The 24,383-nt window shown below is 40.5% G+C and carries 29 protein-coding genes; 25 read left to right on the top strand and 4 right to left on the bottom strand.

Annotated elements, in window-relative coordinates:
• The first annotated feature begins 4 nt into the window (after positions 1–4).
• Genes rimM through ADH90_RS08230 form a run of 3 tightly spaced genes read left to right on the top strand, consistent with a single transcriptional unit; the run spans position 5 to position 1,583 of the window.
• On the top strand, positions 5–523 hold the full coding sequence (gene rimM, locus ADH90_RS08240) for a ribosome maturation factor RimM (protein WP_049509146.1): 519 nt from the start codon (positions 5–7) through the stop codon (positions 521–523).
• Positions 513–1,232 (top strand): tRNA (guanosine(37)-N1)-methyltransferase TrmD, encoded by a 720-nt coding sequence (trmD, locus tag ADH90_RS08235; protein ID WP_000686938.1) that lies wholly within the window; start codon positions 513–515, stop codon positions 1,230–1,232. Before rimM ends, trmD begins: the two co-directional genes overlap by 11 nt.
• A gap of 12 nt (positions 1,233–1,244) precedes the next feature.
• A complete protein-coding gene (locus ADH90_RS08230; RefSeq protein ID WP_001196044.1) occupies positions 1,245–1,583 on the top strand; it encodes an ATP cone domain-containing protein in 339 nt (112 codons plus the stop codon).
• 30 nt (positions 1,584–1,613) lie between these two features.
• Here the strand turns inward: ADH90_RS08230 and ADH90_RS08225 are convergent, their stop codons facing one another.
• Complete coding sequence (locus ADH90_RS08225; protein ID WP_045763778.1) at positions 1,614–1,934, bottom strand: hypothetical protein; 321 nt, start codon at positions 1,932–1,934, stop codon at positions 1,614–1,616.
• Between the two features lie 98 nt (positions 1,935–2,032).
• Here ADH90_RS08225 and ADH90_RS08220 point away from each other — a divergent pair, with 98 nt between their 5' ends.
• Positions 2,033–2,248 carry a YdbC family protein gene (locus ADH90_RS08220; protein WP_000807425.1) on the top strand — a complete coding sequence of 72 codons (216 nt, stop codon included), beginning with the start codon at positions 2,033–2,035 and terminating at the stop codon, positions 2,246–2,248.
• 51 nt (positions 2,249–2,299) lie between these two features.
• Here ADH90_RS08220 and ADH90_RS08215 read toward each other — a convergent pair whose 3' ends face one another.
• Positions 2,300–2,839 carry a biotin transporter BioY gene (locus tag ADH90_RS08215; RefSeq protein WP_049530843.1) on the bottom strand — a complete coding sequence of 180 codons (540 nt, stop codon included), beginning with the start codon at positions 2,837–2,839 and terminating at the stop codon, positions 2,300–2,302.
• Between the two features lie 333 nt (positions 2,840–3,172).
• The gene (gor, locus tag ADH90_RS08210) at positions 3,173–4,519 is read right to left on the bottom strand and encodes a glutathione-disulfide reductase (protein ID WP_049530842.1); all 1,347 of its coding nucleotides are present in this window, start codon (positions 4,517–4,519) and stop codon (positions 3,173–3,175) included.
• A 240-nt stretch (positions 4,520–4,759) separates the two neighbouring features.
• Between gor and ADH90_RS08200 the strand changes: the two genes are divergently transcribed.
• The 18 genes from ADH90_RS08200 (at position 4,760) to ADH90_RS08115 (ending at position 20,915) form a co-directional block, all read left to right on the top strand.
• Positions 4,760–5,947 carry an efflux RND transporter periplasmic adaptor subunit gene (locus ADH90_RS08200; RefSeq protein ID WP_049530840.1) on the top strand — a complete coding sequence of 396 codons (1,188 nt, stop codon included), beginning with the start codon at positions 4,760–4,762 and terminating at the stop codon, positions 5,945–5,947.
• A complete protein-coding gene (locus ADH90_RS08195) occupies positions 5,931–6,632 on the top strand; it encodes an ABC transporter ATP-binding protein (RefSeq protein WP_045615203.1) in 702 nt (233 codons plus the stop codon). Before ADH90_RS08200 ends, ADH90_RS08195 begins: the two co-directional genes overlap by 17 nt.
• Position 6,633: 1 nt before the next feature.
• On the top strand, positions 6,634–7,893 hold the full coding sequence (locus ADH90_RS08190) for an ABC transporter permease (protein ID WP_049530839.1): 1,260 nt from the start codon (positions 6,634–6,636) through the stop codon (positions 7,891–7,893).
• Positions 7,894–8,028: 135 nt separating this feature from the next.
• A complete protein-coding gene (gene metG, locus ADH90_RS08185) occupies positions 8,029–10,026 on the top strand; it encodes a methionine--tRNA ligase (protein WP_049530838.1) in 1,998 nt (665 codons plus the stop codon).
• 102 nt (positions 10,027–10,128) lie between these two features.
• A complete protein-coding gene (locus tag ADH90_RS08180; protein WP_049530837.1) occupies positions 10,129–11,055 on the top strand; it encodes an aldo/keto reductase in 927 nt (308 codons plus the stop codon).
• Positions 11,056–11,153: 98 nt separating this feature from the next.
• Positions 11,154–11,390, top strand: coding sequence for a DUF2829 domain-containing protein (locus ADH90_RS08175; protein WP_049530836.1), 237 nt, complete (start codon positions 11,154–11,156; stop codon positions 11,388–11,390).
• Positions 11,383–12,081, top strand: a complete 699-nt coding sequence (locus ADH90_RS08170; RefSeq protein ID WP_049530835.1) for a 3-oxoacyl-ACP reductase — start codon at positions 11,383–11,385, stop codon at positions 12,079–12,081. Before ADH90_RS08175 ends, ADH90_RS08170 begins: the two co-directional genes overlap by 8 nt.
• A gap of 36 nt (positions 12,082–12,117) precedes the next feature.
• Positions 12,118–12,453, top strand: a complete 336-nt coding sequence (locus tag ADH90_RS08165) for a hypothetical protein (protein ID WP_049530834.1) — start codon at positions 12,118–12,120, stop codon at positions 12,451–12,453.
• Positions 12,454–12,471: 18 nt separating this feature from the next.
• Positions 12,472–12,891, top strand: coding sequence for an SMI1/KNR4 family protein (locus tag ADH90_RS08160; protein WP_049530833.1), 420 nt, complete (start codon positions 12,472–12,474; stop codon positions 12,889–12,891).
• An 18-nt stretch (positions 12,892–12,909) separates the two neighbouring features.
• Entirely contained in the window at positions 12,910–13,248 is a 339-nt protein-coding gene (locus ADH90_RS08155) for a DUF7716 domain-containing protein (protein ID WP_049530832.1), read from the top strand.
• 53 nt (positions 13,249–13,301) lie between these two features.
• On the top strand, positions 13,302–13,673 hold the full coding sequence (locus ADH90_RS08150) for an Imm51 family immunity protein (RefSeq protein WP_053092376.1): 372 nt from the start codon (positions 13,302–13,304) through the stop codon (positions 13,671–13,673).
• 51 nt (positions 13,674–13,724) lie between these two features.
• A complete protein-coding gene (locus ADH90_RS08145; RefSeq protein WP_049530831.1) occupies positions 13,725–14,330 on the top strand; it encodes a DUF6707 family protein in 606 nt (201 codons plus the stop codon).
• A gap of 39 nt (positions 14,331–14,369) precedes the next feature.
• On the top strand, positions 14,370–14,870 hold the full coding sequence (locus ADH90_RS08140) for an NUDIX hydrolase (protein WP_049530830.1): 501 nt from the start codon (positions 14,370–14,372) through the stop codon (positions 14,868–14,870).
• Positions 14,848–15,696, top strand: coding sequence for a putative PEP-binding protein (locus ADH90_RS08135; protein WP_049530829.1), 849 nt, complete (start codon positions 14,848–14,850; stop codon positions 15,694–15,696). Before ADH90_RS08140 ends, ADH90_RS08135 begins: the two co-directional genes overlap by 23 nt.
• Complete coding sequence (locus ADH90_RS08130; RefSeq protein ID WP_049530828.1) at positions 15,693–16,133, top strand: ASCH domain-containing protein; 441 nt, start codon at positions 15,693–15,695, stop codon at positions 16,131–16,133. The genes ADH90_RS08135 and ADH90_RS08130 overlap by 4 nt, the downstream gene beginning before the upstream one ends.
• A 122-nt stretch (positions 16,134–16,255) precedes the next feature.
• The gene (locus tag ADH90_RS08125; RefSeq protein ID WP_049530827.1) at positions 16,256–18,802 is read left to right on the top strand and encodes a M1 family metallopeptidase; all 2,547 of its coding nucleotides are present in this window, start codon (positions 16,256–16,258) and stop codon (positions 18,800–18,802) included.
• Positions 18,803–18,916: 114 nt separating this feature from the next.
• Positions 18,917–19,588, top strand: coding sequence for a response regulator transcription factor (locus ADH90_RS08120; protein ID WP_000590624.1), 672 nt, complete (start codon positions 18,917–18,919; stop codon positions 19,586–19,588).
• The gene (locus ADH90_RS08115) at positions 19,581–20,915 is read left to right on the top strand and encodes a sensor histidine kinase (RefSeq protein WP_049530826.1); all 1,335 of its coding nucleotides are present in this window, start codon (positions 19,581–19,583) and stop codon (positions 20,913–20,915) included. The genes ADH90_RS08120 and ADH90_RS08115 overlap by 8 nt, the downstream gene beginning before the upstream one ends.
• Before the next feature lie 109 nt (positions 20,916–21,024).
• On the opposite strand, the gene ADH90_RS08110 is transcribed toward ADH90_RS08115, so the two are convergent.
• Complete coding sequence (locus tag ADH90_RS08110; protein WP_049530825.1) at positions 21,025–21,300, bottom strand: DUF3270 family protein; 276 nt, start codon at positions 21,298–21,300, stop codon at positions 21,025–21,027.
• A 138-nt stretch (positions 21,301–21,438) separates the two neighbouring features.
• Here ADH90_RS08110 and ADH90_RS08105 point away from each other — a divergent pair, with 138 nt between their 5' ends.
• From ADH90_RS08105 to ADH90_RS08095, 3 genes are all read left to right on the top strand, one after another.
• The gene (locus tag ADH90_RS08105; protein ID WP_049530824.1) at positions 21,439–22,368 is read left to right on the top strand and encodes a peptidase U32 family protein; all 930 of its coding nucleotides are present in this window, start codon (positions 21,439–21,441) and stop codon (positions 22,366–22,368) included.
• Between the two features lie 104 nt (positions 22,369–22,472).
• Positions 22,473–23,156: a ribose-5-phosphate isomerase RpiA gene (rpiA, locus tag ADH90_RS08100; RefSeq protein WP_049530823.1), complete on the top strand. Its 684-nt coding sequence runs from the start codon at positions 22,473–22,475 to the stop codon at positions 23,154–23,156.
• A 14-nt stretch (positions 23,157–23,170) separates the two neighbouring features.
• Positions 23,171–24,382 carry a phosphopentomutase gene (locus tag ADH90_RS08095; RefSeq protein ID WP_049530822.1) on the top strand — a complete coding sequence of 404 codons (1,212 nt, stop codon included), beginning with the start codon at positions 23,171–23,173 and terminating at the stop codon, positions 24,380–24,382.
• Position 24,383: the final 1 nt, after the last annotated feature.

The raw sequence follows: 24,383 nt of genomic DNA, 5'->3' as shown, positions 1-24,383 counted from the left end.
TCAAATGAACTATTTTAACGTTGGAAAAATCGTCAATACACAAGGTTTGCAAGGTGAGATGAGAGTCTTATCTGTGACGGATTTTTCGGAAGAACGCTTTAAAAAAGGTGCAGAGCTGGCCTTGTTTGATGAGAAGGATCAATTTGTTAAAACAGTGACTATCGCAAGTCACCGTAAGCATAAAAACTTTGATATTATCAAATTTAAGGATATGTATCACATCAATGATATTGAAAAATATAAGGGCTACAGTTTGAAGGTTGCGGAAGAAAACCTTAATGACCTAGATGAGGGTGAATTTTACTATCACGAGATTATTGGACTAGAGGTCTACGAGGGTGATAACTTGATTGGAACCATTAAGGAAATTCTTCAACCAGGGGCCAATGATGTTTGGGTAGTTAAGCGTAAGGGAAAACGTGATCTGCTTTTACCATATATCCCACCGGTTGTGCTTAATGTGGACATTCCCAATAAGCGCGTGGATGTAGAACTCTTAGAGGGGTTAGACGATGAAGATTGATATTTTAACCCTCTTTCCAGAGATGTTCTCACCGCTAGAACATTCCATCGTTGGAAAGGCCCGTGAAAAAGGACTTCTTGACATCCAGTATCATAATTTTCGTGAATATGCTGAAAAGGCTCGTCATGTCGATGACGAACCCTACGGAGGTGGTCAAGGGATGTTGCTACGAGCGCAACCGATTTTTGATGCCTTTGATGCTATTCAAAAGAAGAATCCGCGCGTGATTCTTTTGGATCCTGCTGGTAAGCAGTTTGACCAGGCTTATGCTGAAGATTTAGCACAAGAAGAGGAACTCATCTTTATCTGTGGTCACTACGAGGGCTATGATGAACGCATTAAGACCTTGGTAACAGATGAGATTTCCCTAGGTGATTATGTGCTAACTGGTGGTGAACTGGCAGCAATGACCATGATTGATGCGACGGTTCGCTTGATACCAGAAGTAATTGGGAAGGAAACCAGTCACCAAGATGATAGCTTTTCATCTGGGCTCCTTGAATATCCTCAGTACACTCGTCCCTATGATTATCGAGGTATGGTGGTTCCAGAAGTGCTTATGAGTGGGCATCATGAGAAGATTCGCCAATGGCGTCTCTATGAAAGTCTCAAAAAAACTTATGAGCGTAGACCAGATTTGTTGGAACATTACGAATTAACAGCAGAAGAAGCTAAAATGTTAGCGGACATTAAAGAAAATACAAATTAAAAGGAGAAGCCTATGCAAGTCATTAAACGTGATGGACAAGTTGCCGACTTTGATCCAGATAAAATCTATCAAGCCATTCTCAAAGCTGCTCAAACTGTTTATGTTTTGACCGATGATTTACGTCAAAATCTAGCTCAGGTAACAAAGAAAGTTGTCTTGGATCTAGAAGAGGCAAAAGTGGAGCGTGCGACGATCAGCATGATTCAATCAATGGTTGAACATCGCTTGCTTGGTGCAGGTTACATCACCATTGCTGAACACTATATCTCTTACCGTTTGCAGCGGGATTTAGAGAGAAGTGGTTACGGAGAACATATTGCTGTTCACCTTCATTTTGAACAAATCCGTTAATAGAAAAGAGTGAGATGAAGAAAACTCATCTCACTCTTTCTTAAATCGATTTTTTTGGGCAGTTTGGACAGTTGAGGGAACAAAACTTATTTTTTGAATATCTGGGATTCGAATAATGCGGGTCACATTTTTTGCAAAATTTTTAACGATAATTTGCTGGCGGTCCGTATCAAATTTGATGATATCCCCTGTAAAACTTGTATCTGAAAAAATAATGTGGACAGCAGTTTTTTTCAGGAGTGCCTCTTTAATGGCACTTGTCAGGGAGTCAGCTTTGGAATGATCTGGTTCTTCTCGTCCGTTGAGAAATCCTTGGAATTTTTGTTGAATATGTTTAAATAAATCTTTCATCGGAGCCTCCCTTCTTTTTACCATTATTATATACAATTTTAAAAAAATCTACAAGATTTTACGAATAATCAAGTGAAGACAATTAAAAGGAGAATACAATGGCAGAATTTACATTTGAAATCGAAGAACACTTACTTACGCTTTCAGAGAATGAAAAAGGTTGGACCAAGGAAATCAATCGTGTCAGCTTTAATGGAGCACCAGCAAAGTTTGACATTCGTGCTTGGAGTCCAGACCACACTAAGATGGGGAAAGGAATCACCCTCTCAAACGAGGAGTTTCAAGTGATGGTCGATGCCTTTAAGAATCAATAAGCAATCATGTAAGAATAATCCAAAAGAAGCTGGGAAAAACCCGGCCTCTTTTTATTTGCTTGAAAAATAGGATTGAGTACGGAGACGTTGAAGGAGTGCTCGACCGATAAAACTGATGGCAAGGATTTTTGCAAGATCAGGAATGATAAAGGGAAGTACACCGACAGCTAGTGCTTTATCAAAAGGCATACCAGCAAGGAAGTGGAGGCTGAGAATACCACCAACAAAGACAAGGGAATCTCCCAAGAGATTTGCAAGAAAGATACGAATATAGCCACTTTTCTTATGGATAAGATAGGACGTAAGTCCAGCATAGACAAGGTCAAACCAAAGATAGCCAGCGCTTGGACCTACCAAAACATGAAAACCAGCTCCCCCACTAGCAAAGACAGGAAGACCAATGGCGCCAAGTAATAGATAAAGTCCAACAGAGAGGACAGCTTCTCTAGGTCTAAAAACAGTAGCAATGAGTCCGATAGCAAAGTTTTGTAGAGTAAATGGTACTGGTCCAATTGGGATACTGATTTGGGCTAATACTGCAATCAGAGCAGCTCCAATAGCAGGAATAGCGTAAATATGTGCTTTTTTCAAAATAGTTAACCTCTTTTTTTATTTATAGTAACTATTATACTGGAAGGGGGAAGATTGTCAACCTATTTTAAAAATAAAGGTTACAAATTTGTAACGGCCGATTGAGACAAAAAAGCCGGCTAGTTTTTTTCAGAACACAGATAGATCTTATCCGTAATAAAAAAAGTCCCCTTATGGAGCTTGGTTACCATATAGTGAAAATTCTTGGGAATCCTGATGGGATGCTATTTTTAAGTGTTTTATAATTTGCTCTAATAAAAGAAAAAGATTGAAGAAAATGGTCCTAAATAGGTTTTTCTTCAATCTGAGTGACCAAGATGGTCTCTTTTTGTATTAACGCATGGTCACAAATTCTTCCGATCCTGTTGGATGGATAGCAACTGTAGCATCAAAATCAGCTTTTGTAGCTCCCATCTTGATAGCAACTGCAAAACCTTGAATCATTTCGTCGACGCCGTAGCCGATACCATGAAGACCAACTACCTTTTCGTTCTCACCAGCTGTAACTAGCTTGAAGCGAGCTTCCTGACGGTGGCTGGTAACTGCAGAATACATAGATGCGAATTTTGAAGTATAGACTTTGACATTTTCTTCGCCGTACTGTTTGATAGCCTCTTCCTCAGTTAGACCAACAGTTCCGATAGCTGGGTGAGAGAAGACAACAGTTGGAATAGTCGTGTAGTCCATTTTGGCATTGGTTTTGCCGTTGAAGAGTCTTTCGGATAGGGTACGGCCAGCCTTGATAGCAACAGGAGTTAGTTCCTTTTCACCTGTGACATCTCCAAGTGCGTAGATACCTTCAACGACAGTATTTTGGTATTCATCAACCTGGATAAAGCCGCGTTCATTGAGGGTAACACCAGCTTTTTCGAGTTGAAGTCCTTCAACATTTGGACGGCGACCAGTTGCCCAGATAACTTGACTGGCAGTATGAGTGCTGCCATCTTCGAAATAAATGGTAATACCTTGTGCAGTTTCTTCAAGTTTTGCTGGAACCTTATGGGTGTGGAGGTTTAATCCAGTATTTTCCATTTCTTGAACCAAGCTCTCAACAATATAGCTATCAAATCCACGAAGTGGACGCTCACGACGGACGAATAAATCAGTCTGTACACCAAGGGTATGGAGCACGCCAGCTAATTCGACAGCAATGTAACCTGCTCCAAGAATGGCTACTGAATCTGGCAATTCTTCCCAGGCAAAGACATCATCAGAACTACCACCTAGTTCAGCACCAGGAATGGCAGGGATATGAGGATGGGCCCCAGTTGCAATCACGATATGCTTAGCACGGATCAACTCACCATTGACACTGACTGTATGAGCATCAACGAACTCGGCGCGTCCTTCAATTAAATCAACTCCGTTACGCTTAAAGCTTCCATCGTAAGAAGAGCGAGCACGGTCAATATAGGCTTCACGATTCTTACGAAGCCTTGCGTAATCAAATTGATTCCCAGTACTTGTAAAACCATAGTCAGGTCCATATTTGTGGATACCCTCTGCGATTTGAGCACCGTACCACATGATTTTTTTAGGGACACAGCCGAGGTTGACACAAGTTCCACCTAATTTCTTTTCCTCAATAACTGCCGCCTTAGCGCCATGCTCACCAGCACGATTCATGGTAGCAATACCCCCGCTACCTCCTCCAATGGCGATAATATCGTATTCTCTCATAGAAAGCTCCTTTGTTGTTTTCTAGTCATATTCTATCTTTTTTTGAAGGTCAATGCAAAAATCTGCTACGTTTAAAATTTTTAAGAAAATGCTTGCAAAAATAAAAAAGAAAGTGTATTATATAACTAATACAACAATAAAAGATTTTAGCAAATGTTTTTGGATAATGAGAAATAAATTGTCCATTTTTAGGATATATGCTATAATCTTAACATATATATTTATAAAAGGGGTATTGCTATGAAAAGAAAGTCAAAAGCTAAGAAATGGCCTTTATTTACTGCTATTGGAGTGGCGTCAGTACTTGTAGTGGGAGCAGCAGCTGTTCTTCTATTGAGACAACCAAATCAAGCTGCAGCAAAAGATGAAACTGCTAAGATAGTCCTTGCCAAAGAGGGGTCTGTGGCATCTTCAGTTCTTTTATCTGGTACAGTAACTGCTCAAAACGAACAATACATCTATTATGATGCAAGCAAGGGTGACTTGGATGAGGTCTTGGTTTCTGTTGGTGATCAGGTCAGCGAAGGACAGGCTCTCGTCAAGTATAGTAGCACAGAAGCCCAGGCTGCCTATGATGCTGCCAGTCGTGCTGTTGCTAAAGCTAACCGTCATATCAATGAACTGAATGAGGCTCGAAATACCGCCGCAGCAACACCGAGCCTTCCGCAAGCAGGTCTAGAAGGAGCAACTGGACAAGCGCCAGCTCAGTCATCCGGTTCTGCCACAGCTGCTATTGATTCTCAAATCAGCGATGCTCGTGATGTGCGTGCAGATGCAGAAGCGCAACTCGAAAAAGCTCAAGCCCAGTTGAATGCTGCTACGGTATTGAGTACGGTAGAGGGAACAGTTGTTGAAGTGAATCGGAATGTTTCAAAATCTCCAACAGGAAATAGTCAAGTTTTGGTTCATATCGTAAGTAACGATAACTTGCAGGTCAAGGGAGAGCTTTCTGAGTACAACCTTGCCAATCTATCTGTAGGCCAAGAAGTCACTTTCACTTCCAAGGTTTACCCAGATAAAACTTGGAATGGTAAGATTAGCTATATTTCAAATTATCCAAAAAATAACAGTGAAGCAAGTAGTAGCTTAGCTGCTTCAAACACAGGTTCAAAATACCCATATACAGTCGATGTAACTAGCGAAATTGGTGATTTGAAACAGGGCTTTACAGTCAGTGTCGAAGTGAAAAGCACTAGCAAAGCATTGATTGTTCCGATCACCAGCGTAGTCATGGAAGAAGATAAAAACTATGTTTGGATCCTTGATGAAAATCAAAAGGCCAAAAAAATTGAAGTTGGTTTGGGCAATGCAGATGCAGAAAATCAAGAAATCACATCTGGTCTGACAGATGGAGCAAAAGTCATCAGTAATCCGACAGCTTCCTTGCAAGAAGGAAAAGAGGTGAAGACTGATGAAGCAACTAATTAGCCTCAAAAATATCTGTCGTAGCTATCGCAATGGTGATCAAGAACTTCAAGTCCTTAAAAACATTAATCTAGAAGTTCACGAGGGAGAATTTGTAGCAATCATGGGACCATCAGGTTCTGGTAAGTCCACCCTCATGAATACCATCGGTATGTTAGATACACCTACAAGTGGTCAGTATTTTCTAGATGGAAAAGAAGTAGCTGGTTTAGGTGAAAAACAATTAGCCAAGGTTCGAAATCAGGAAATCGGCTTCGTCTTTCAACAATTCTTTCTCTTGTCCAAGCTCAATGCTCTTCAAAACGTAGAATTACCCTTGATTTATGCTGGAGTTTCAGCTTCAAAACGTCGCAAATTAGCAGAAGAGTATCTAGAAAAGGTTGAGTTGACAGAGCGTAGTCATCATTTACCTTCGGAGTTGTCAGGTGGTCAGAAGCAAAGGGTTGCCATTGCGCGTGCATTGGTCAATAATCCTTCGATTATCTTGGCAGATGAACCTACTGGAGCCTTAGATACTAAAACTGGAAATCAGATTATGCAGCTTTTGGTTGAATTAAACAAAGAAGGAAAAACCATTATCATGGTTACGCATGAGCCTGAAATCGCTGCTTATGCCAAACGTCAAATCGTCATCCGTGATGGTGTCATTTCGTCTGATAGTGGCCTAGTAGAAAAGGAGGAAAACTAAGATGCAGAATCTGAAATTTGCCTTTTCATCCATTATGGCCCACAAGATGCGGTCCTTCTTGACCATGATCGGGATTATCATCGGTGTATCCTCCGTTGTCGTGATTATGGCCTTAGGTGATTCAATGTCTCGTCAGGTCAATAAAAATATGACCAAGTCCCAGAAAGATATCCATGTCTTTTTCTCACCTACCAAGAGTAAGGACGGTTCCTTTACACAAAGACAATCTGCCCTGACCTTGTCTGGTGGTCGAGAAGAAGATTTTGTTGAACCACCAAAACCTCAAGAAGCATGGGTCAAGGAAGCTGCTAAGCTCAAGGGAGTGGATAGCTACTATGTGACCAACTCAGCCAATGTGACCTTGACTTATAAGGATAAAAAGGTCGAACACGCTAACATGACGGGTGGGAATGTCACCTATATGGATGCGGTCGAAAATGAAATCATTGCAGGTCGTGGCCTTAGAGCGCAAGATTATAAGGATTTCGCAAGTGTGATCATCCTAGATGAAGAACTAGCCAATAGCCTTTTTGGTTCAGCAAAAGATGCGCTTAATCAGATTATTGAAGTAAACGAAATTAGTTACCGTGTTATTGGTGTTTATGCAAGTAAAGAAGCCAAGGCAGTCAAAGCCTTTGGAGTCGGAGGACTACCAATCACGACCAATATTTCCTTAGCAGCTAATTTTAACACAGATGAGATTTCAAATATTGTCTTCCGTGTCAATGATACTAGCTTAACCCAGACTTTGGGACCAGAGTTGGCAAGAAGAATGACAGAGATTGCAGGTCTTCAACAAGGGGAATATCAGATAGCTGATGCAACGGAAGCCTTCAACGAAGTGCAACAAATGTTTGGCTTCATAACAACGATTATTAGTGCCATTGCGGGGATTTCCCTTTTTGTCGGTGGTACTGGTGTTATGAACATTATGCTTGTTTCGGTGACAGAGCGTACTCGTGAGATTGGTCTACGTAAAGCACTAGGAGCAACACGGGCTAATATTCTGGTTCAGTTTTTGATTGAATCCATGATTTTAACCTTGTTAGGAGGGGTCATCGGTCTTGTGCTAGCTGCAGGGGTGACTATGCTTGCAGGTGTCCTTCTTCAAAACATGATTGCAGGAATCGAAGTTGGAGTATCCATCCCAATCGCTCTCTTTAGTTTAGCTGTCTCAGCTGGCATCGGTATGATATTCGGTGTTCTACCAGCCAATAAGGCTTCTAAACTGGATCCGATTGAAGCACTTCGATATGAATAAGATAATCAACAGGAAAAACAAGATGGACATTAGTCTATCTTGTTTTTGTATGGATTTCCTTATCGAAAATCATTAAAAATGTGATATAATGAAGTGTTAGAAAAACAGGTTTCATTTGCCTGGAAAGGAAATATTATGTCTGAAAAGAATTTTTATATTACAACGCCGATTTACTATCCATCTGGTAAACTTCATATCGGTTCTGCCTACACTACCATCGCTTGTGATGTCTTAGCTCGCTACAAACGCCTTATGGGCTACGATGTCTTTTATTTGACAGGTTTGGATGAGCATGGTCAAAAGATTCAACAAAAAGCAGAAGAAGCTGGCATCACACCACAAGCCTATGTTGATGGTATGGCAGTTGGAGTTAAAGAACTCTGGAAATTATTGGATATCTCATACGATAAATTCATCCGTACCACAGATGACTACCATGAAAAAGTAGTGGCTCAAGTTTTTGAACGCTTGCTTGCTCAAGATGATATTTACTTGGGTGAATACTCTGGTTGGTATTCAGTTTCAGATGAAGAATTCTTTACAGAAAGTCAGCTTGCGGAAGTTTTCCGTGATGAAGCTGGAAATGTAACGGGAGGTATCGCTCCATCAGGTCACGAAGTGGAGTGGGTATCAGAAGAGTCTTACTTCCTTCGCCTCAGCAAATACCAAGACCGTTTGGTAGAATTTTTCAAATCACATCCTGACTTCATCACTCCGGATGGTCGTCTCAATGAAATGTTGAAAAACTTTATCGAGCCTGGTTTGGAAGATTTAGCAGTATCTCGTACAACCTTTACCTGGGGTGTACCAGTTCCATCAAATCCTAAACACGTAGTCTACGTTTGGATTGATGCCCTTCTTAACTATGCGACAGCTCTTGGTTATGGTCAAGATGAACACGCTAACTTTGATAAGTTCTGGAATGGAACAGTCTTCCACATGGTAGGAAAGGATATTCTTCGTTTCCACTCAATCTACTGGCCAATCCTTCTTATGATGTTGGATATCAAATTGCCTGACCGTTTGATTGCCCACGGTTGGTTTGTCATGAAAGACGGCAAGATGTCTAAGTCTAAAGGGAATGTCGTTTATCCTGAAATGTTAGTAGAGCGTTATGGTCTCGATCCACTTCGTTACTACCTCATGCGTAGCCTTCCAGTTGGTTCAGACGGAACCTTCACTCCAGAAGATTATGTAGGCCGTATCAACTATGAATTGGCAAATGACCTCGGAAACCTCCTCAACCGAACGGTTTCAATGATTAACAAGTACTTTGATGGTCAAATCCCTGCCTATGTAGAAGGTGTAACTGAGTTTGACAATGCTCTTGCTCAAGTAGCAGAACAATCAATCGCTGACTACCACACCTATATGGAAGCAGTTGACTACCCACGTGCCCTTGAGGCAGTTTGGACTCTTATCTCACGTACCAACAAATACATCGATGAGACAGCTCCATGGGTACTGGCTAAGGATGAAGCTCATCGTGACCAATTGGCCAGTGTTATGAGTCACTTGGCAGCCAGCCTTCGTGTCGTAGCCCACTTGATTGAGCCATTTATGATGGAAACCAGTCGTGCAGTCTTGACTCAACTTGGTCTAGCAGAAGTTTCTAGCCTTGAAAATTTGAGTTTATCTGATTTCCCTGAAAATGTCACTGTAGTTGCCAAAGGAACACCTATCTTCCCACGTCTGGATATGGAAGAAGAAATCGCCTATATCAAGGAACAAATGGAAGGTAACAAGCCAGCCGTCGAAAAAGAATGGAATCCAGATGAAGTTGAACTCAAACTCAACAAGGATGAAATCAAATTTGAAGACTTCGATAAGGTTGAAATCCGTGTTGCTGAAGTAAAAGAAGTTTCTAAAGTAGAAGGTTCTGATAAGTTGCTTCAATTCCGCTTGGATGCTGGAGATGGTGAAGATCGCCAAATCCTCTCAGGAATTGCTAAGTACTATCCAAACGAACAAGAATTGGTCGGCAAGAAAGTACAAATCGTTGCTAACCTCAAACCACGTAAAATGATGAAAAAATATGTCAGCCAAGGTATGATCCTCTCAGCTGAACATGATGGCAAATTAACCCTTCTCACAGTTGATCCGTCTGTACCAAACGGAAGTGTGATTGGATAAAATCTAAAAGGACCAGTTTAAGCTGGTTCTTTTCTTTTGTGAGATAGCAGTTGATAAAAGTGTCATTCTGCTTTATAATGAAGAAAAACGGAGGAAGTTGCCATGAAATACATTCCATTTGGTCAAGAGAAAAGAGAATTGTCCGAAATCGTCCTAGGCATGATGCGAATCAGTGACAAGTCGGTTAAAGAAGTTGAGGAACTGGTTGAAACAGCCCTATCTGTCGGAATCAATGCCTTTGACTTGGCAGATATCTATGGTCGTGGTCGGTGCGAAGAATTACTGGGTCAAGTGTTAAACAATCGTCCTGACCTGCGAGAAAAGATGTGGATTCAGTCCAAGTGTGGCATTCGCATAGAAGAATTTACCTATTTTGATTTTTCAAAAGATTATATTTTGGAGTCAGTAGACGGGATTCTACAACGATTGCAGGTTGATTACCTAGATAGTTTGCTTCTCCATCGCCCAGATGCCTTAATGGAAGCTGATCAAGTGGCAGAGGCCTTCGATATCCTTCACAAATCAGGTAAGGTTCTAGACTTTGGTGTGTCCAACCAAAATCCCATGATGATAGAGTTGCTGAAGAAAGAAGTCAAACAGCCATTAACGATCAATCAATTACAACTAAGTGCAGCATTCACTCCTGGTTTTGAGGCAGGTTTCCATGTCAATATGGAAGGGGACAAGGCTGCTGTGCGTGATGGTAGCGTCTTTGAATACTGCAAACTAAACGATATGGTCATTCAGGCCTGGTCAGTTTTGCAGTTTGGCTATTTTAAGGGCAATTTTGTTGGCAAAGAGCAATTTCAAAATCTAAATGAGGTTCTAAATCGATTAGCCTTAAAATACGGTGTGAGCCCATCAGCTATTGCTATCGCTTGGGTGTTACGCTACCCAGCTAAGATGCAGGCAGTAGTAGGAACAACTAACCCTAAACATTTGATAGAAGCAAGTCAATCAAGTAATGTTAATCTAACTCGAAAAGAATGGTATGAGATTTACCTCGCAGCAGGGAATGATTTGCCATAGGAAAAAATGCATTTTAAGAAATCACAGTCAAAAAGCCGTTGGAAAACGGTTTTTTGTTATAATGAAATTAAGATTCATAGATAACAAAGGAGAAAAACATGACATTTGAAGAAATTTTGCCTGGACTAAAGGCTAAGAAAAAATATGTACGAACTAGCTGGGGTGGAGCTGAAAACTATGTCCAGCTCTTTGATACTATCGAGCAAAATGGCGTCGCCCTTGAAGTGACACCCTATTTCCTCATCAACGTATCTGGTGAAGGGGAAGGTTTTTCTATGTGGAGTCCAACTCCTTGTGATGTCTTAGCGACGGATTGGGTGGAAGTCCATGACTAAACGTGTATTGATTACAGGTGTTAGCTCAGGGATTGGTCTGGCTCAAGCTCGACTCTTTTTAGAAAAAGGTTGTCAGGTTTTTGGAGTGGATCAGGGTGAAAATCCTGATTTACAGGGTGACTTTCACTTTTTACAACGTGATTTAACGCTTGACTTGGAACCAATTTTTGACTGGTGTCCTCAGGTTGATGTTCTCTGCAATACAGCTGGAGTTTTGGATGACTACAAACCTTTACTAGAACAAACAGCCCAAGAAATCCAAGAGATTTTTGAAATCAACTATGTGACTCCAGTGGAGTTAACCCGCTATTATTTGATGAACATGTTTGAAAATAAGCGAGGGATCATCATCAATATGTGTTCCATTGCCTCAAGTCTAGCAGGCGGGGGTGGTCACGCCTATACCTCGTCCAAACATGCCTTAGCAGGATTTACCAAGCAATTAGCTCTAGACTATGCTGAAGCTGGTATCCAGGTCTTTGGGATTGCTCCTGGTGCGGTTAAGACTGGTATGACCGCAGCTGATTTTGAACCAGGTGGACTAGCTGACTGGGTAGCTAGTGAAACACCCATCAAACGCTGGATTGAGCCAGAAGAAGTGGCTGAAGTTAGTCTCTTTTTAGCAGGTGGAAAAGCAAGCGCCATGCAGGGGCAAATTCTCACTATTGACGGTGGATGGTCTTTGAAGTAGCATAGTTGGTATTCTGTGAATATGTAGAGGTAAGCTATGAAAAGAGATGAGTTTGGATTTGTCTTGCCCAATCTCTACTATCGTTTTTTATCAGAGTGGGAAGAGATTGCCCCCTATGAAATTGGAGATACCGGTATCTGTTTGTATGCCAAGGAAGATCTAAAAGAGCGTAATGAAACTTATCAGATTGAGGAAGTAGAGCCAGATTACTTTATGATTGGACAGGAAGGAGATTTGGCCTACTTTATTAAGAAAAATGCAGATGATTGCATTTATGAAAATGACTTGGGTGCTTTAGGCTCCTTAGAAATGCAAAAAGTTGCTACAAACGTTTATGACTTTATTGATAAGAGTTTAGAGGAAGAGTTGTAAAACTGGGAGGGAGAAATCATGTTTAGAGTGCTAGATGCAGATTCACCGATTTCAAAAGAAGATTTTTTACAATTTGAGGAGATTCTTGGGAAGAAATTATCGGAAGCCATGAAGGATTTTTACCTTAAGTACAACGGAGGCCAGCCCCAAGTAAGGGGTGTCCACGATGATCGTCATATCTTTCCTTTCAATTCCTTTGATTCACTTGATGAGATGAGAAAGTCTCTGAATTGGTTTGACGATGAGGTTTTGCCTGAAGGATTTAAGGCAACAGACCTTCTTCATTTCGCCTATGATCCTGGATCAGGCAACTATGCTCTTTCTTTAAGGGCAGAAGATTATGGCAAGGTGTACTTCTATGTTCTAGAAGAAAAAGCTGAGTTGTATAGTCAATGGCCATCTTTTGAGGATTTTTTAAATTCCTTTGTTGAAGAGTGAGACTAAAAAGGAGAAGGGATGCGGAAACACCAAGAACTTTCACTAGAGCAGATTATTGAGCAGGTGCGAGCGGATCAACTAACTTCAGATGATTTTTGCCTCTATGGCAAGGAGGATGGAGAACTGGCACTAGATAGGCTCTATTGGATGTCAGATTATCCGGATGTCGTGGAAGACCGTGATATTTACCCTGCTGATGTAGTGGAGCAAGATCTCCAGCTAGTCTACTATGGAGAGCAGTTGATTGATGTTCTCACGGTTGCACTTGAGGAAAAGCCAGATGCAAGTCCCCAAGACTTGGTCGAGGCTTTGAAATATTATCAGCAGCATGATAGTTTTATGCCCTTTGAACCCTAGTTACAAAGCTAGAATGTTGCAGTTCCATTGATAATAAAAAAAGGAGTTAAGAAATGATAGATTACGAAAACATAAATGAAAATATTGCCCCTTTTAGCCTGCTTGTATATGATGAGGATCCTAAAAATGTTCGCGGGTCGTTTATTTATTACCCAGATGGAGAATACAGACAGGAAGTGTTTGACACTCGAGAAGAGGAGGGATTTGAAGGAAATGGCTACGATTGGGCATCGCTAGCTTTGGTATTTTTGGAGGAAAAAATGCCTGAATTAAGCGATGCAATAGACTTTGATCCTGAAGGAAGTATGTTTTGTGCCTATTCTTCCAAGGTGGACGCCTTGGCTAAATTCGCTTTAGGATTTAAAGAATTTTGTGATGATATCGAATCTATGAAAGACTTGTTCAGTAGAGCAGAGTTGGATTAGTTGACTAAAATCTCTTTAAATTATTTTAAAAAAGAATAGAAAGGATTTCAGATGAAGCTATCAGAAGTAGTTGAGCTAGTGGAAAATCATCCAGACCTACATCCCTATTTAGATAAAATATTAAAAAAGAATAAGAAGACCCAAGTTAGTTATCTCGAATCACTGAATCATCTGGCCTATTTACTTTATCTGGATGGTCAAGAGGAAATGGCTAAGGTATTATTAGATAGGATCATACAAGTTCCATTTGAAGGGAATTATAACAGCTGGACCTTTGTTGATAGCTCTCTAGTTTTATTGGCCTATCTGGAAAGAGAAAAAGAAAATCAGTTATTCGTCTATAAAAAACTCCTTTTATCTCCATTAGAACAAGGGGAGGAATCCACTCAAAACATAAGAAGGAGAGTTCATCAGAGATTTTTGAATGGTGATAGCTTGGAGCAAAAGCTTGCAAAAATCGAGCAAGCTTCAAGTCCTGAATCGGAAATGGAACGCCGTTTGCTATACTTGACAGATTTATTAAAAATTCACCTCTTTATTACTGAGTCAACTTGTGAAGAGACAGATATCCAGGCAAAAATTGAAGGGAATATGGAGATACTGAAGAAGTATATCAAGGATCATGAAATCTATAGCCTCTTTCCTTTTAAGGGATAAGGTGAGCTAGCAATCTTGGAGTTTAAGAAAGAATAGAATATGGAAATCAAAAAACACTTTGGGGTATACGGAGTCTGTCTTCAAGAGGGGAAACTGCTCTGTATTGTAAAAACAAGAGGCCCCTATCAACATCGCTTTGACCTACCAGGTGGTAGTCAGGAAATCGGTGAGGGATTGACAGAAACCCTCAAGAGAGAAGTTCTGGAAGAGACGGGGTATACGCTTATCCGTTATTGCAATCCTAGGATTTATGATGTGCTAGTTCATGAAGAAGGGCAAGACTTCGCCGTACATCATATCATGGCCTTTTATGATATCGTACTTGATTTAGAACGTTCTCAAAAATCACTTCCTCATGAAGTTCTTGATGGAAGTAACGATTCAGCAAATGCAATTTGGCTTCCTATCGAGCAGATTACCGAAGAAAATGCCTCTCCCTTAGTATTAAAGGTGAAGGCAGAGTTACGAGGATTTCCAGAATTGGACAAGACCTCTTACATGAATTGGAAGGTGAAAGATGAGAAACCAACTGGCTCTTAGTGGAGAACAAATTGTTGAAAAAGTTTATCCTCAACTATTTCACTATATCGGTATGATTCGTGGGGAATACTTGTTGAGAGAAATAAACCAAAACATACTATTACCAAATTGTCAGCAATTTGTAAAAGATTATTTAGAAACTATTTGCCATTTATACTCAGATGAAGAAGTCTGGTATCGATTTTCAGAGTTAACAAATGCAGAAGCAAATAGTCTAGACGGGACTAAAGAGTATTTTGACGAACGCCACCCCTTATTTGGATATAGAGGAACTAGGCGTTTACTGGCGTGTTTGGATGAATTTCAGGCTGAGGCACATGTCGTTACAGAAGTTTATCAAACCAATCCCAATCTGTCTGTTATTTTTCCTTTTGTCAATGATGCTGAACAGTTAAAACAAGCTATTAGAGTATTGCGCCAGCATGGTTTTACTGGAAAAGTTGGAACAATGATTGAATTACCGTCAGCTTATTTTGACTTGGACAGGATACTGGAAACTGGTATTTCAAAGATTGTAGTTGGAATGAATGATTTGACTTCTTTTGTTTTTGCCACTGTGAGAAATAGTCAATGGCATGATATGGAAAGTCTCATTATGTTAGAAATGCTGAGACAGATGCAGGATAAAGCAAGGATGAAAAAGATAGATTTCGCCGTAGCAGGATATCTGAATGCTTTTTTCATACAAAAAATGAATCAAATGGATATCAAGTGCATGATCCATTATAGTTCTATTCCAGAGATTTTTAATTTAAAAATTGACCATCTAGACCATCTCAAACGTGTAAAAGAAGAAAGTAAAAAAATACAAAGGAGCAACCTATGACACCTCAAGAAATGTGGAATGCCTACAAGCAAATCAACCCCTCTATCGGAGATGAGATAGATGCCTGGGCTTTTGGAGTGGAACCAGACCTTTTAGCGGATCTGGTCTTTAAAGGCGAAAAAACAGCAACAGCCTCAGCTTACGATCTTTACGCAGTAGAGGACGAACCCCTTCCCCAAGAAGGAACTTTTGATGTTATTTTAGACAGTAAGTATCAAGCTGTTTGCATCGTCGAAATTACAAAGGTTTCCGTTCAGCCTTTCCATCAAGTGTCAGCCGACCATGCCTACAAGGAAGGTGAAGGGGACAAATCTCTGTCCTATTGGCGTCAGGTTCATGAAGACTTTTTCAAAGACTGGTTAGGAGAAGCAGGTCTGGATTTTACACCTAACAGCAAGGTTGTTTTAGAAGAATTTCGCAAGGTCTACCCTCTGTAGCCTGCTATAAGGAAGAAAGTTTTGGAAATCACCGTCCAAAGCTTTTTTCTGACTAAAAATATGATAAAATAGGTATGTTTGAACTAGAGCGTTTGCTCAGAAATATAGAATAGGAGAAAATGATGCAAGCCGTAGAACATTATATTGAAAAATTTGTTCCTGAACATTATGATTTGTTTTTAGACTTGAGTCGTGAGACCAAGACTTTTTCAGGAAAAGTAACTATTACTGGTCAAGCTAAAAGTGACCGTATTTCCCTTCACCAAAAAGACCTAGAAATTGCTTCTGTTGAAGTAGCAGGTCAAGCTCGTCCATTTACAGTTGATAATGAAAACGAAGCTCTTCATATCGAACTTGAAGAAGCTGGTTCAGTTGAATTGGTTCTTGCTTTTTCAGGTAAAATCACAGATAACATGACAGGAATCTACCCATCTTACTACACAGTTGATGGTGTTAAGAAAGAAGTTTTGTCAACTCAGTTTGAAAGTCACTTTGCTCGTGAAGCCTTCCCATGTGTGGACGAACCAGAAGCCAAAGCAACCTTCGACCTGGCTCTTCGCTTTGACCAAGCAGAAGGTGAATTGGCCTTGTCTAACATGCCAGAGATTGACGTTGAAAACCGCAAGGAAACTAGTATCTGGAAATTTGAGACAACTCCACGTATGTCTTCTTACTTGCTAGCTTTCGTTGCTGGTGATTTGCAAGGGGTAACTGCTAAAACAAAAAATGGTACTTTGGTAGGTGTTTACTCAACCAAGGCGCATCCACTTTCAAACCTTGATTTCTCACTAGATATCGCTGTTCGCTCAATCGAATTTTACGAAGATTACTATGGAGTTAAGTACCCAATCCCTCAATCTCTCCACATCGCCCTTCCTGACTTCTCAGCTGGTGCTATGGAAAACTGGGGTCTTGTGACTTATCGTGAAGTTTACTTGGTTGTGGATGAGAACTCAACTTTTGCCAGCCGTCAACAAGTAGCCCTCGTCATTGCCCATGAGCTTGCTCACCAATGGTTTGGTAACCTTGTGACTATGAAGTGGTGGGATGACCTCTGGCTCAATGAAAGTTTTGCTAATATGATGGAATACGTCTGTGTGGATGCCATCGAGCCAAGTTGGAATATCTTTGAAGATTTCCAAACAAGTGGAGTGCCAGCCGCTCTTAAACGTGATGCGACAGATGGCGTTCAATCTGTCCACGTTGAAGTTAGCCACCCAGATGAAATCAATACGCTCTTCGATGGTGCTATCGTTTATGCCAAAGGAAGCCGTCTCATGCACATGCTTCGCCGTTGGTTAGGAGATGCTGATTTTGCTAAAGGTTTGCATGCTTACTTTGAAAAACACCAATACGGAAATACCATTGGTCGTGACCTTTGGAATGCACTTGGACAAGCATCTGGTCGTGATGTAGCAGCCTTCATGGATTCTTGGTTGGAGCAACCTGGTTATCCAGTCCTTACTGCTACAGTTGAAAATGATGTGTTGAAGATTTCGCAAAAACAATTCTTTATCGGTGAACACGAAGACAAGAACCGTCTCTGGGTAGTGCCACTTAACAGCAACTGGAAAGGACTACCAGATACTCTAGAAACTGAAAGTATCGAAATTCCTGGCTATGCAGCACTTCTTGCTGAAAACAAAACAGCCCTTCGTCTTAACACTGAAAATACAGCCCACTACATAACTGACTATCAAGGTGAATTGCTGGATGCTGTTCTTTCAGAATTAGTAGAACTTGATAACACAAGCAAACTTCAAATCGTCCAAGAACGTCGTTTGCTAGCTGAAGCTGGGCACATTTCATACGCAGACTTGCTTCCAGTAGTGGATCAATTGGCACAAGAAGAATCTTACCTAGTTGTTGCTGCAGTTTCTCAAGTTATTACAGCCCTTGAACGTTTCATTGATGAAGGAACAGAGGCAGAAAAAGCCTTTAAAGCCCTTATTGCTAAATTGGCTCGTTACAACTATGACCGTCTTGGCTTTGAAGCTAAAGAAGGTGAATCTGATGAGGATGAATTGGTTCGTCAATTGACAATTTCCATGATGATTCGTTCAAATGACGGGGAAGCCAGTCAAGTTGCTAGCCAAATTTTCGCAGCCCACAAGGATAATCTTTCAGGACTTCCAGCAGCTATTCGTTCACAAGTTCTCATCAATGAAATGAAACACCATGAGACTAAGGAATTGGTCGCAACTTATCTCGATCTTTATACTCATGCGACAGATGCCGCCTTTAAACGCCAATTGGCAGCTGCTCTTGCCTACAGTACAGATGCGGATAATATCCAAACCTTGATTGCTTCTTGGAAGGACAAATTTGTGGTAAAACCACAAGACTTATCAGCTTGGTACTTCCAGTTCTTAGGTCATCAAGCAACCCAGGAAACAGCGTGGTCTTGGGCGCGTGAAAACTGGGCTTGGATTAAGGCGGCCCTTGGAGGAGATATGAGCTTTGATAGCTTTGTTATTCTGCCTGCCCATGTATTTAAGACAGAGCAACGCTTGACAGAATACAAGGCCTTCTTTGAGCCACAACTTTCTGACCTTGCCCTTAGCCGTAACATCGGTATGGGAATCAAGGAAATCGCAGCACGCGTTGAATTGATCAAGCGTGAAAAAGCAGCAGTTGAAGCAGCTGTAGCTCAATATGGAAATGCTTAAAATTCAAAGATTATAAAAGATATAAAAACTCAACTTTCTCTTGAAAAAACGAGGGAAGTTGAGTTTTTTTTAAGATATTTTTGCTATAATAGGTATAATAAGGAGGAATTTTTGATGATCAAGATTCTATTAGTGGAAGATGACCTAGGCCTTTCAAATTCAGTCTTTGACTTTCTAGATGATTTTGCGGATGTCATGCAGGTTTTTGATGGTGAAGAAGGTCTCTATGAGGCTGAAAGTGGCGTTTATGATTTGATTCTATTGGACTTGATGTTGCCTGAAAAAAATGGGTTCCAAGTTTTAAAAGAATTGCGTGAAAAAGGCATTTCGACTCCTGTTCTGATCATGACAGCCAAGGAAAGTCTTGATGATAAGGGACATGGATTTGAGCTTGGGGCAGATGATTATCTAACAAAACCATTCTATCTGGAAGAGCTCAAGATGCGTATTCAGGCGCTTCTCAAACGTTCTGGCAAATTCAATGAAAACACCCTCTCTTATGGTGATTTGACAGTTAATCTATCTACCAATGAGGTTAGAGTTAATGATACTGTTGTTGAACTATTAGGTAAAGAATTTGATCTTTTGGTTTATTTCCTCCAAAATCAAAATGTGATCTTACCAAAAACACAAATTTTTGACCGTTTGTGGGGATTTGACAGTGACACAACCATCTCCGTGGTAGAAGTCTATGTATCAAAAGTTCGTAAGAAATTAAAGGGCTCAGTCTTTGCTGAAAACCTCCAAACCTTGCGTAGTGTTGGGTATATTTTAAAACATGTTTAAAAAAATTAAAAAGAATTGGTATGAGGAGGATTTTAGTTACTTTATTCGTAACTTTGGAGTATTTACTCTGATTTTCTCCGCTATGACCTTGATTATCTTACAGGTTATGCACTCCAGTCTCTACACATCGGTGGATGAAAAACTCTTATCACTGAGCAAAAATCCTCAGGACGTTATTCAATTGGCGGTCAATCGTGCAACTGAGGACGTTAAGGATTTAGGTAGTGCCAATGTTGCTCCAGCTTCTGATAAAAAACCTACGGTTAGTTCTAATACGGAAGTAATTTTATTGGACTCTAGTTTAAATCAACTAGTAGCTGGAAATCGCTTTTTAGGTCTTGATAGGGTTACATTTAATAAAAAGGATTTGAATCACATTCGACAACTTCATGTTCAGAATAGCTATGGGCAGGATGAGATTTATCGAGTGATTCTGACTGAGATGAATATTGAATCTGTCTCGACCAATATTAAGTATGCAGCGGTTTTGATGAATACCAGTCAGCTAGAGCAAATCAGTCAAAATCATGAGCAGTTAATCGTAGTAGTCATGGCCAGCTTCTGGATTTTATCACTCATAGCTAGTCTTTATCTTGCTCGCGTTAGTGTCAAACCCTTGCTTGAAAGTATGCAGAAGCAGCAGAGTTTTGTCGAAAATGCCAGTCATGAGCTACGTACTCCACTTGCTGTTCTTCAAAATCGCTTGGAAACTCTTTTTCGAAAACCGGAAGCTACTATTATGGAATCTAGCGAGAGTATTGCTTCTAGTTTAGAAGAAGTTCGAAACATGCGCTTTTTAACAACCAATCTCCTAAATTTAGCCCGCCGTGATGATGGTATCAATCCTGAACTAGGAGAAGTACAGCCAGACTTCTTTAACACAACCTTTACCAACTATGAGATGATCGCATCTGAAAATAACCGCGTTTTTCATTTTGAAAATCGCATCCATCGGACCATCATAACAGACAAGCTTCTTCTTAAGCAACTGATGACTATCTTGTTTGACAATGCTGTCAAGTATACCGAAGAAGAAGGAGTTATTTATTTTGTCATCGCTGCGACAGAGCGTAATCTCTATTTGTCAGTAGCTGATGATGGAATTGGTATTTCTGCAGTAGATAAAAAGAAAATTTTTGATCGCTTTTACAGGGTTGATAAGGCTCGTACTCGGCAAAAAGGTGGTTTTGGGTTAGGCTTATCCTTAGCCAAACAGATTGTCGATGCTCTTAAAGGAACCATCAGTGTCAAAGATAACAAACCTCATGGTACGATTTTTGAAGTAAAGATCGCTATTCAAACACCATCCAAGCGTAAAAATAAATAAGAAAAGGCTGTGACTTAGAAAGCGGTAGACCAAGTATCGCTTTTCTAGTCGCAGCTCTTTAGCTATCGTAGAAAAAATAGGTCGGGACAAAAATCCCGACCTTTTGAATCTAATATAATTTCTTCTTAATCATTGAACGTTGAACGTTTGATGCTGCTAAACTCAAGGCAATTGCTAGGCTAAAAGCTAAGACTGTATTGAACTTGAGGGCTAAAAAGATAAAGCTAAACAAGGCCAAAAAGACGCAAAAACAAGCAATGTTTACAAAGAAAAGAACTTCCTTCAAACTAGCAACGGAAGCGGTTTCTGGAACATAGTCTTGGTATAGCGTTGTTTGAGTTTCCTCTTCTTCAAACTCATACGGTTGATATTTTCTTACGGGCATGATTCTCTCCTTAACAGTACTCTTTCATTTTACCATTTTTCAAGAAAAAAATTATTACAGTAAGGTTACAAAAATAATAAGTAAATTTATCATTTTAGGGAATAGCTGATTTTTCAGAAATGTGGTATAATTTTTCTTATGGAAAAGATTATTATTACAGCAACTGCTGAAAGCATTGAACAAGTAAAAGAATTACTAGAGGCGGGAGTTGACCGCATCTATGTCGGTGAGAAAGATTTTGGACTTCGCCTACCAAAGACTTTTTCTTATGATGAACTGAGAACCATCGCTGGTCTGGTTCATGATGCCGGTAAGGAATTGATCGTAGCGGTCAATGCTCTTATGCATCAGGATATGATGGATCGTATCAAACCCTTCCTTGATTTCTTGGAAGAAATTAAAACAGACTACATTACTGTTGGAGATGCGGGTGTCTTTTATGTTGTCAATCGTGATGGTTATTCTTTTAAAACCATCTATGATGCCTCAACCATGGTAACTAGCAGTCGTCAGATTAATTTCTGGGGACAAAAGGCTGGCGCTTCTGAGGCAGTATTGGCTCGTGAAATTCCATCAGCTGAACTCTTTAAAATGCCTGAAATCTTGGAAATTCCTGCTGAAGTTTTGGTTTACGGTGCTAGTGTCATCCACCACTCTAAGCGTCCACTCCTGCAGAATTACTATAATTTTACTCAGATTGATGATGAAAAAACACGTCAACGCGACCTCTTCTTAGCAGAGCCTAGTGATCCAGATAGTCACTACTCAATTTTTGAAGACAATCATGGAACTCACATTTTTGCTAATAACGACCTTGATTTAATGACCAAATTGCCAGAACTAGTAGAGCATGGATTTACCCACTGGAAACTGGAAGGTCTCTACACTCCAGGCCAAAACTTTGTAGAAATCGCAAAACTCTTTATCCAAGCGCGCAATTTGATTCAAGAAGGGAACTTTACTCATGACCAGGCCTTCTTGCTTGATGAAGAAGTTCGCAAGCTCCATCCTAAAAATCGTTTCTTGGATACTGGATTTTATGACTATGACCCTGATATGGTTAAGTAAACATCACAAAACCCGAAATAAAATGTTCGGGTTTTTCTAGTACAAGGATGAATTTGAAGCGTATTCATGATATAATAGAAGTAGCTCTATTTGGAGGTGTATAAGTGGAAAATCTGAAAAAAATGGCAGGGATTAAAGCTGCCGAGTTCGTCAAAGATGGTATGGTTGTCGGGCTTGGAACAGGCTCAACTGCCTACTATTTCGTAGAAGAAATAGGTCGTCGTATCAAGGAAGAAGGCCTACAGATTACAGCTGTAACGACTTCTAGTGTGACCAGCAAGCAGGCAGAAGGACTCAATATTCCTCTTAAGTCAATTGATCAAGTGGACTTTGTAGACCTGACAGTTGATGGTGCAGATGAAGTAGACAGTCAGTTTAACGGCATCAAAGGCGGTGGTGGGGCCCTTCTCATGGAAAAGGTTGTCGCAACTCCATCTAAAGAATATATCTGGGTAGTTGATGAAAGTAAGCTAGTAGAGAAACTCGGTGCCTTTAAATTACCAGTAGAGGTTGTTCAATATGGTGCCGAACAGGTCTTCCGTCGATTTGAGCGAGCTGGCTATAAACCGAGCTTCCGCGAAAAGGATGGCCAACGTTTTGTGACGGATGTGCAAAACTTTATCATCGATTTGGCCTTGGAAGTGATTGAAGACCCAATTGCTCTTGGACAAGAATTGGACCATGTCGTTGGTGTCGTCGAGCATGGCTTGTTTAACCAAATGGTGGATAAGGTCATCGTTGCTGGACAAGAGGGCGTTCAGATTTTAACTTCAACAAAAGCAAAATAAAAAGGAGACACACTATGCCAAAATTTAATCGTATTCACTTGGTGGTACTCGATTCTGTAGGAATCGGTGCGGCACCAGATGCTAATAACTTTGTCAACGCTGGTGTTCCTGATGGTGCATCAGACACGCTTGGACACATTTCAAAATCAGTAGGTTTGAATGTTCCAAATATGGCAAAACTTGGTCTTGGGAATATTCCTCGCGAAACACCATTAAAGACAGTTCCAGCTGAGAGCAATCCAACAGGTTATGCGACTAAGCTTGAAGAGGTATCTCTAGGTAAAGATACCATGACTGGTCACTGGGAAATCATGGGGCTCAATATCACTGAACCTTTCGATACTTTCTGGAATGGATTCCCAGAGGAAATCCTTACTAAAATCGAAGAATTTTCAGGACGTAAGGTTATTCGTGAAGCCAACAAACCATACTCAGGAACAGCTGTCATCGATGACTTCGGACCACGCCAAATGGAAACTGGGGAATTGATTATCTATACTTCAGCTGACCCTGTTTTACAAATTGCTGCCCATGAAGACATCATCCCTTTGGATGAACTCTACCGTATCTGTGAATACGCTCGTTCTATTACCCTTGAGCGTCCTGCCCTTCTAGGTCGTATCATTGCTCGTCCATATGTTGGTGAGCCTGGAAACTTCACACGTACGGCTAACCGTCGTGACTTGGCTGTATCTCCATTTGCCCCAACTGTTTTGGACAAGTTGAACGAAGCTGGTATCGATACCTATGCAGTTGGTAAGATTAACGATATCTTCAATGGTGCAGGTATCAACCACGATATGGGTCACAATAAGTCAAATAGTCATGGAATTGATACACTATTGAAGACTATGGGACTTCCTGAATTTGAAAAAGGGTTCTCCTTCACAAACTTGGTAGACTTTGATGCTTTATATGGACACCGTCGTGATCCACACGGCTATCGTGATTGTTTGCATGAGTTTGATGAGCGCTTGCCAGAAATTATGGCAGCAATGAGAGAAGACGATCTTCTTTTGATTACTGCTGACCACGGAAATGACCCAACCTATGCTGGTACTGACCATACTCGTGAATATATTCCACTTTTAGCATACAGTCCATCCTTTAAAGGCAATGGATTAATTCCAGTTGGACACTTCGCTGACATCTCAGCAACGATTGCAGAGAACTTTGGTGTTGAAAAAGCCATGATCGGTGAAAGTTTCTTAGATAAATTAGTTTAAG

It is taken from the genome of Streptococcus pseudopneumoniae, assembly GCF_001073085.1.
GTDB classification, from domain to species: domain Bacteria; phylum Bacillota; class Bacilli; order Lactobacillales; family Streptococcaceae; genus Streptococcus; species Streptococcus pseudopneumoniae_M.
Note: the sequence above shows the minus strand (reverse complement) of the source record. Positions and strands in the feature narration are given on the sequence as shown.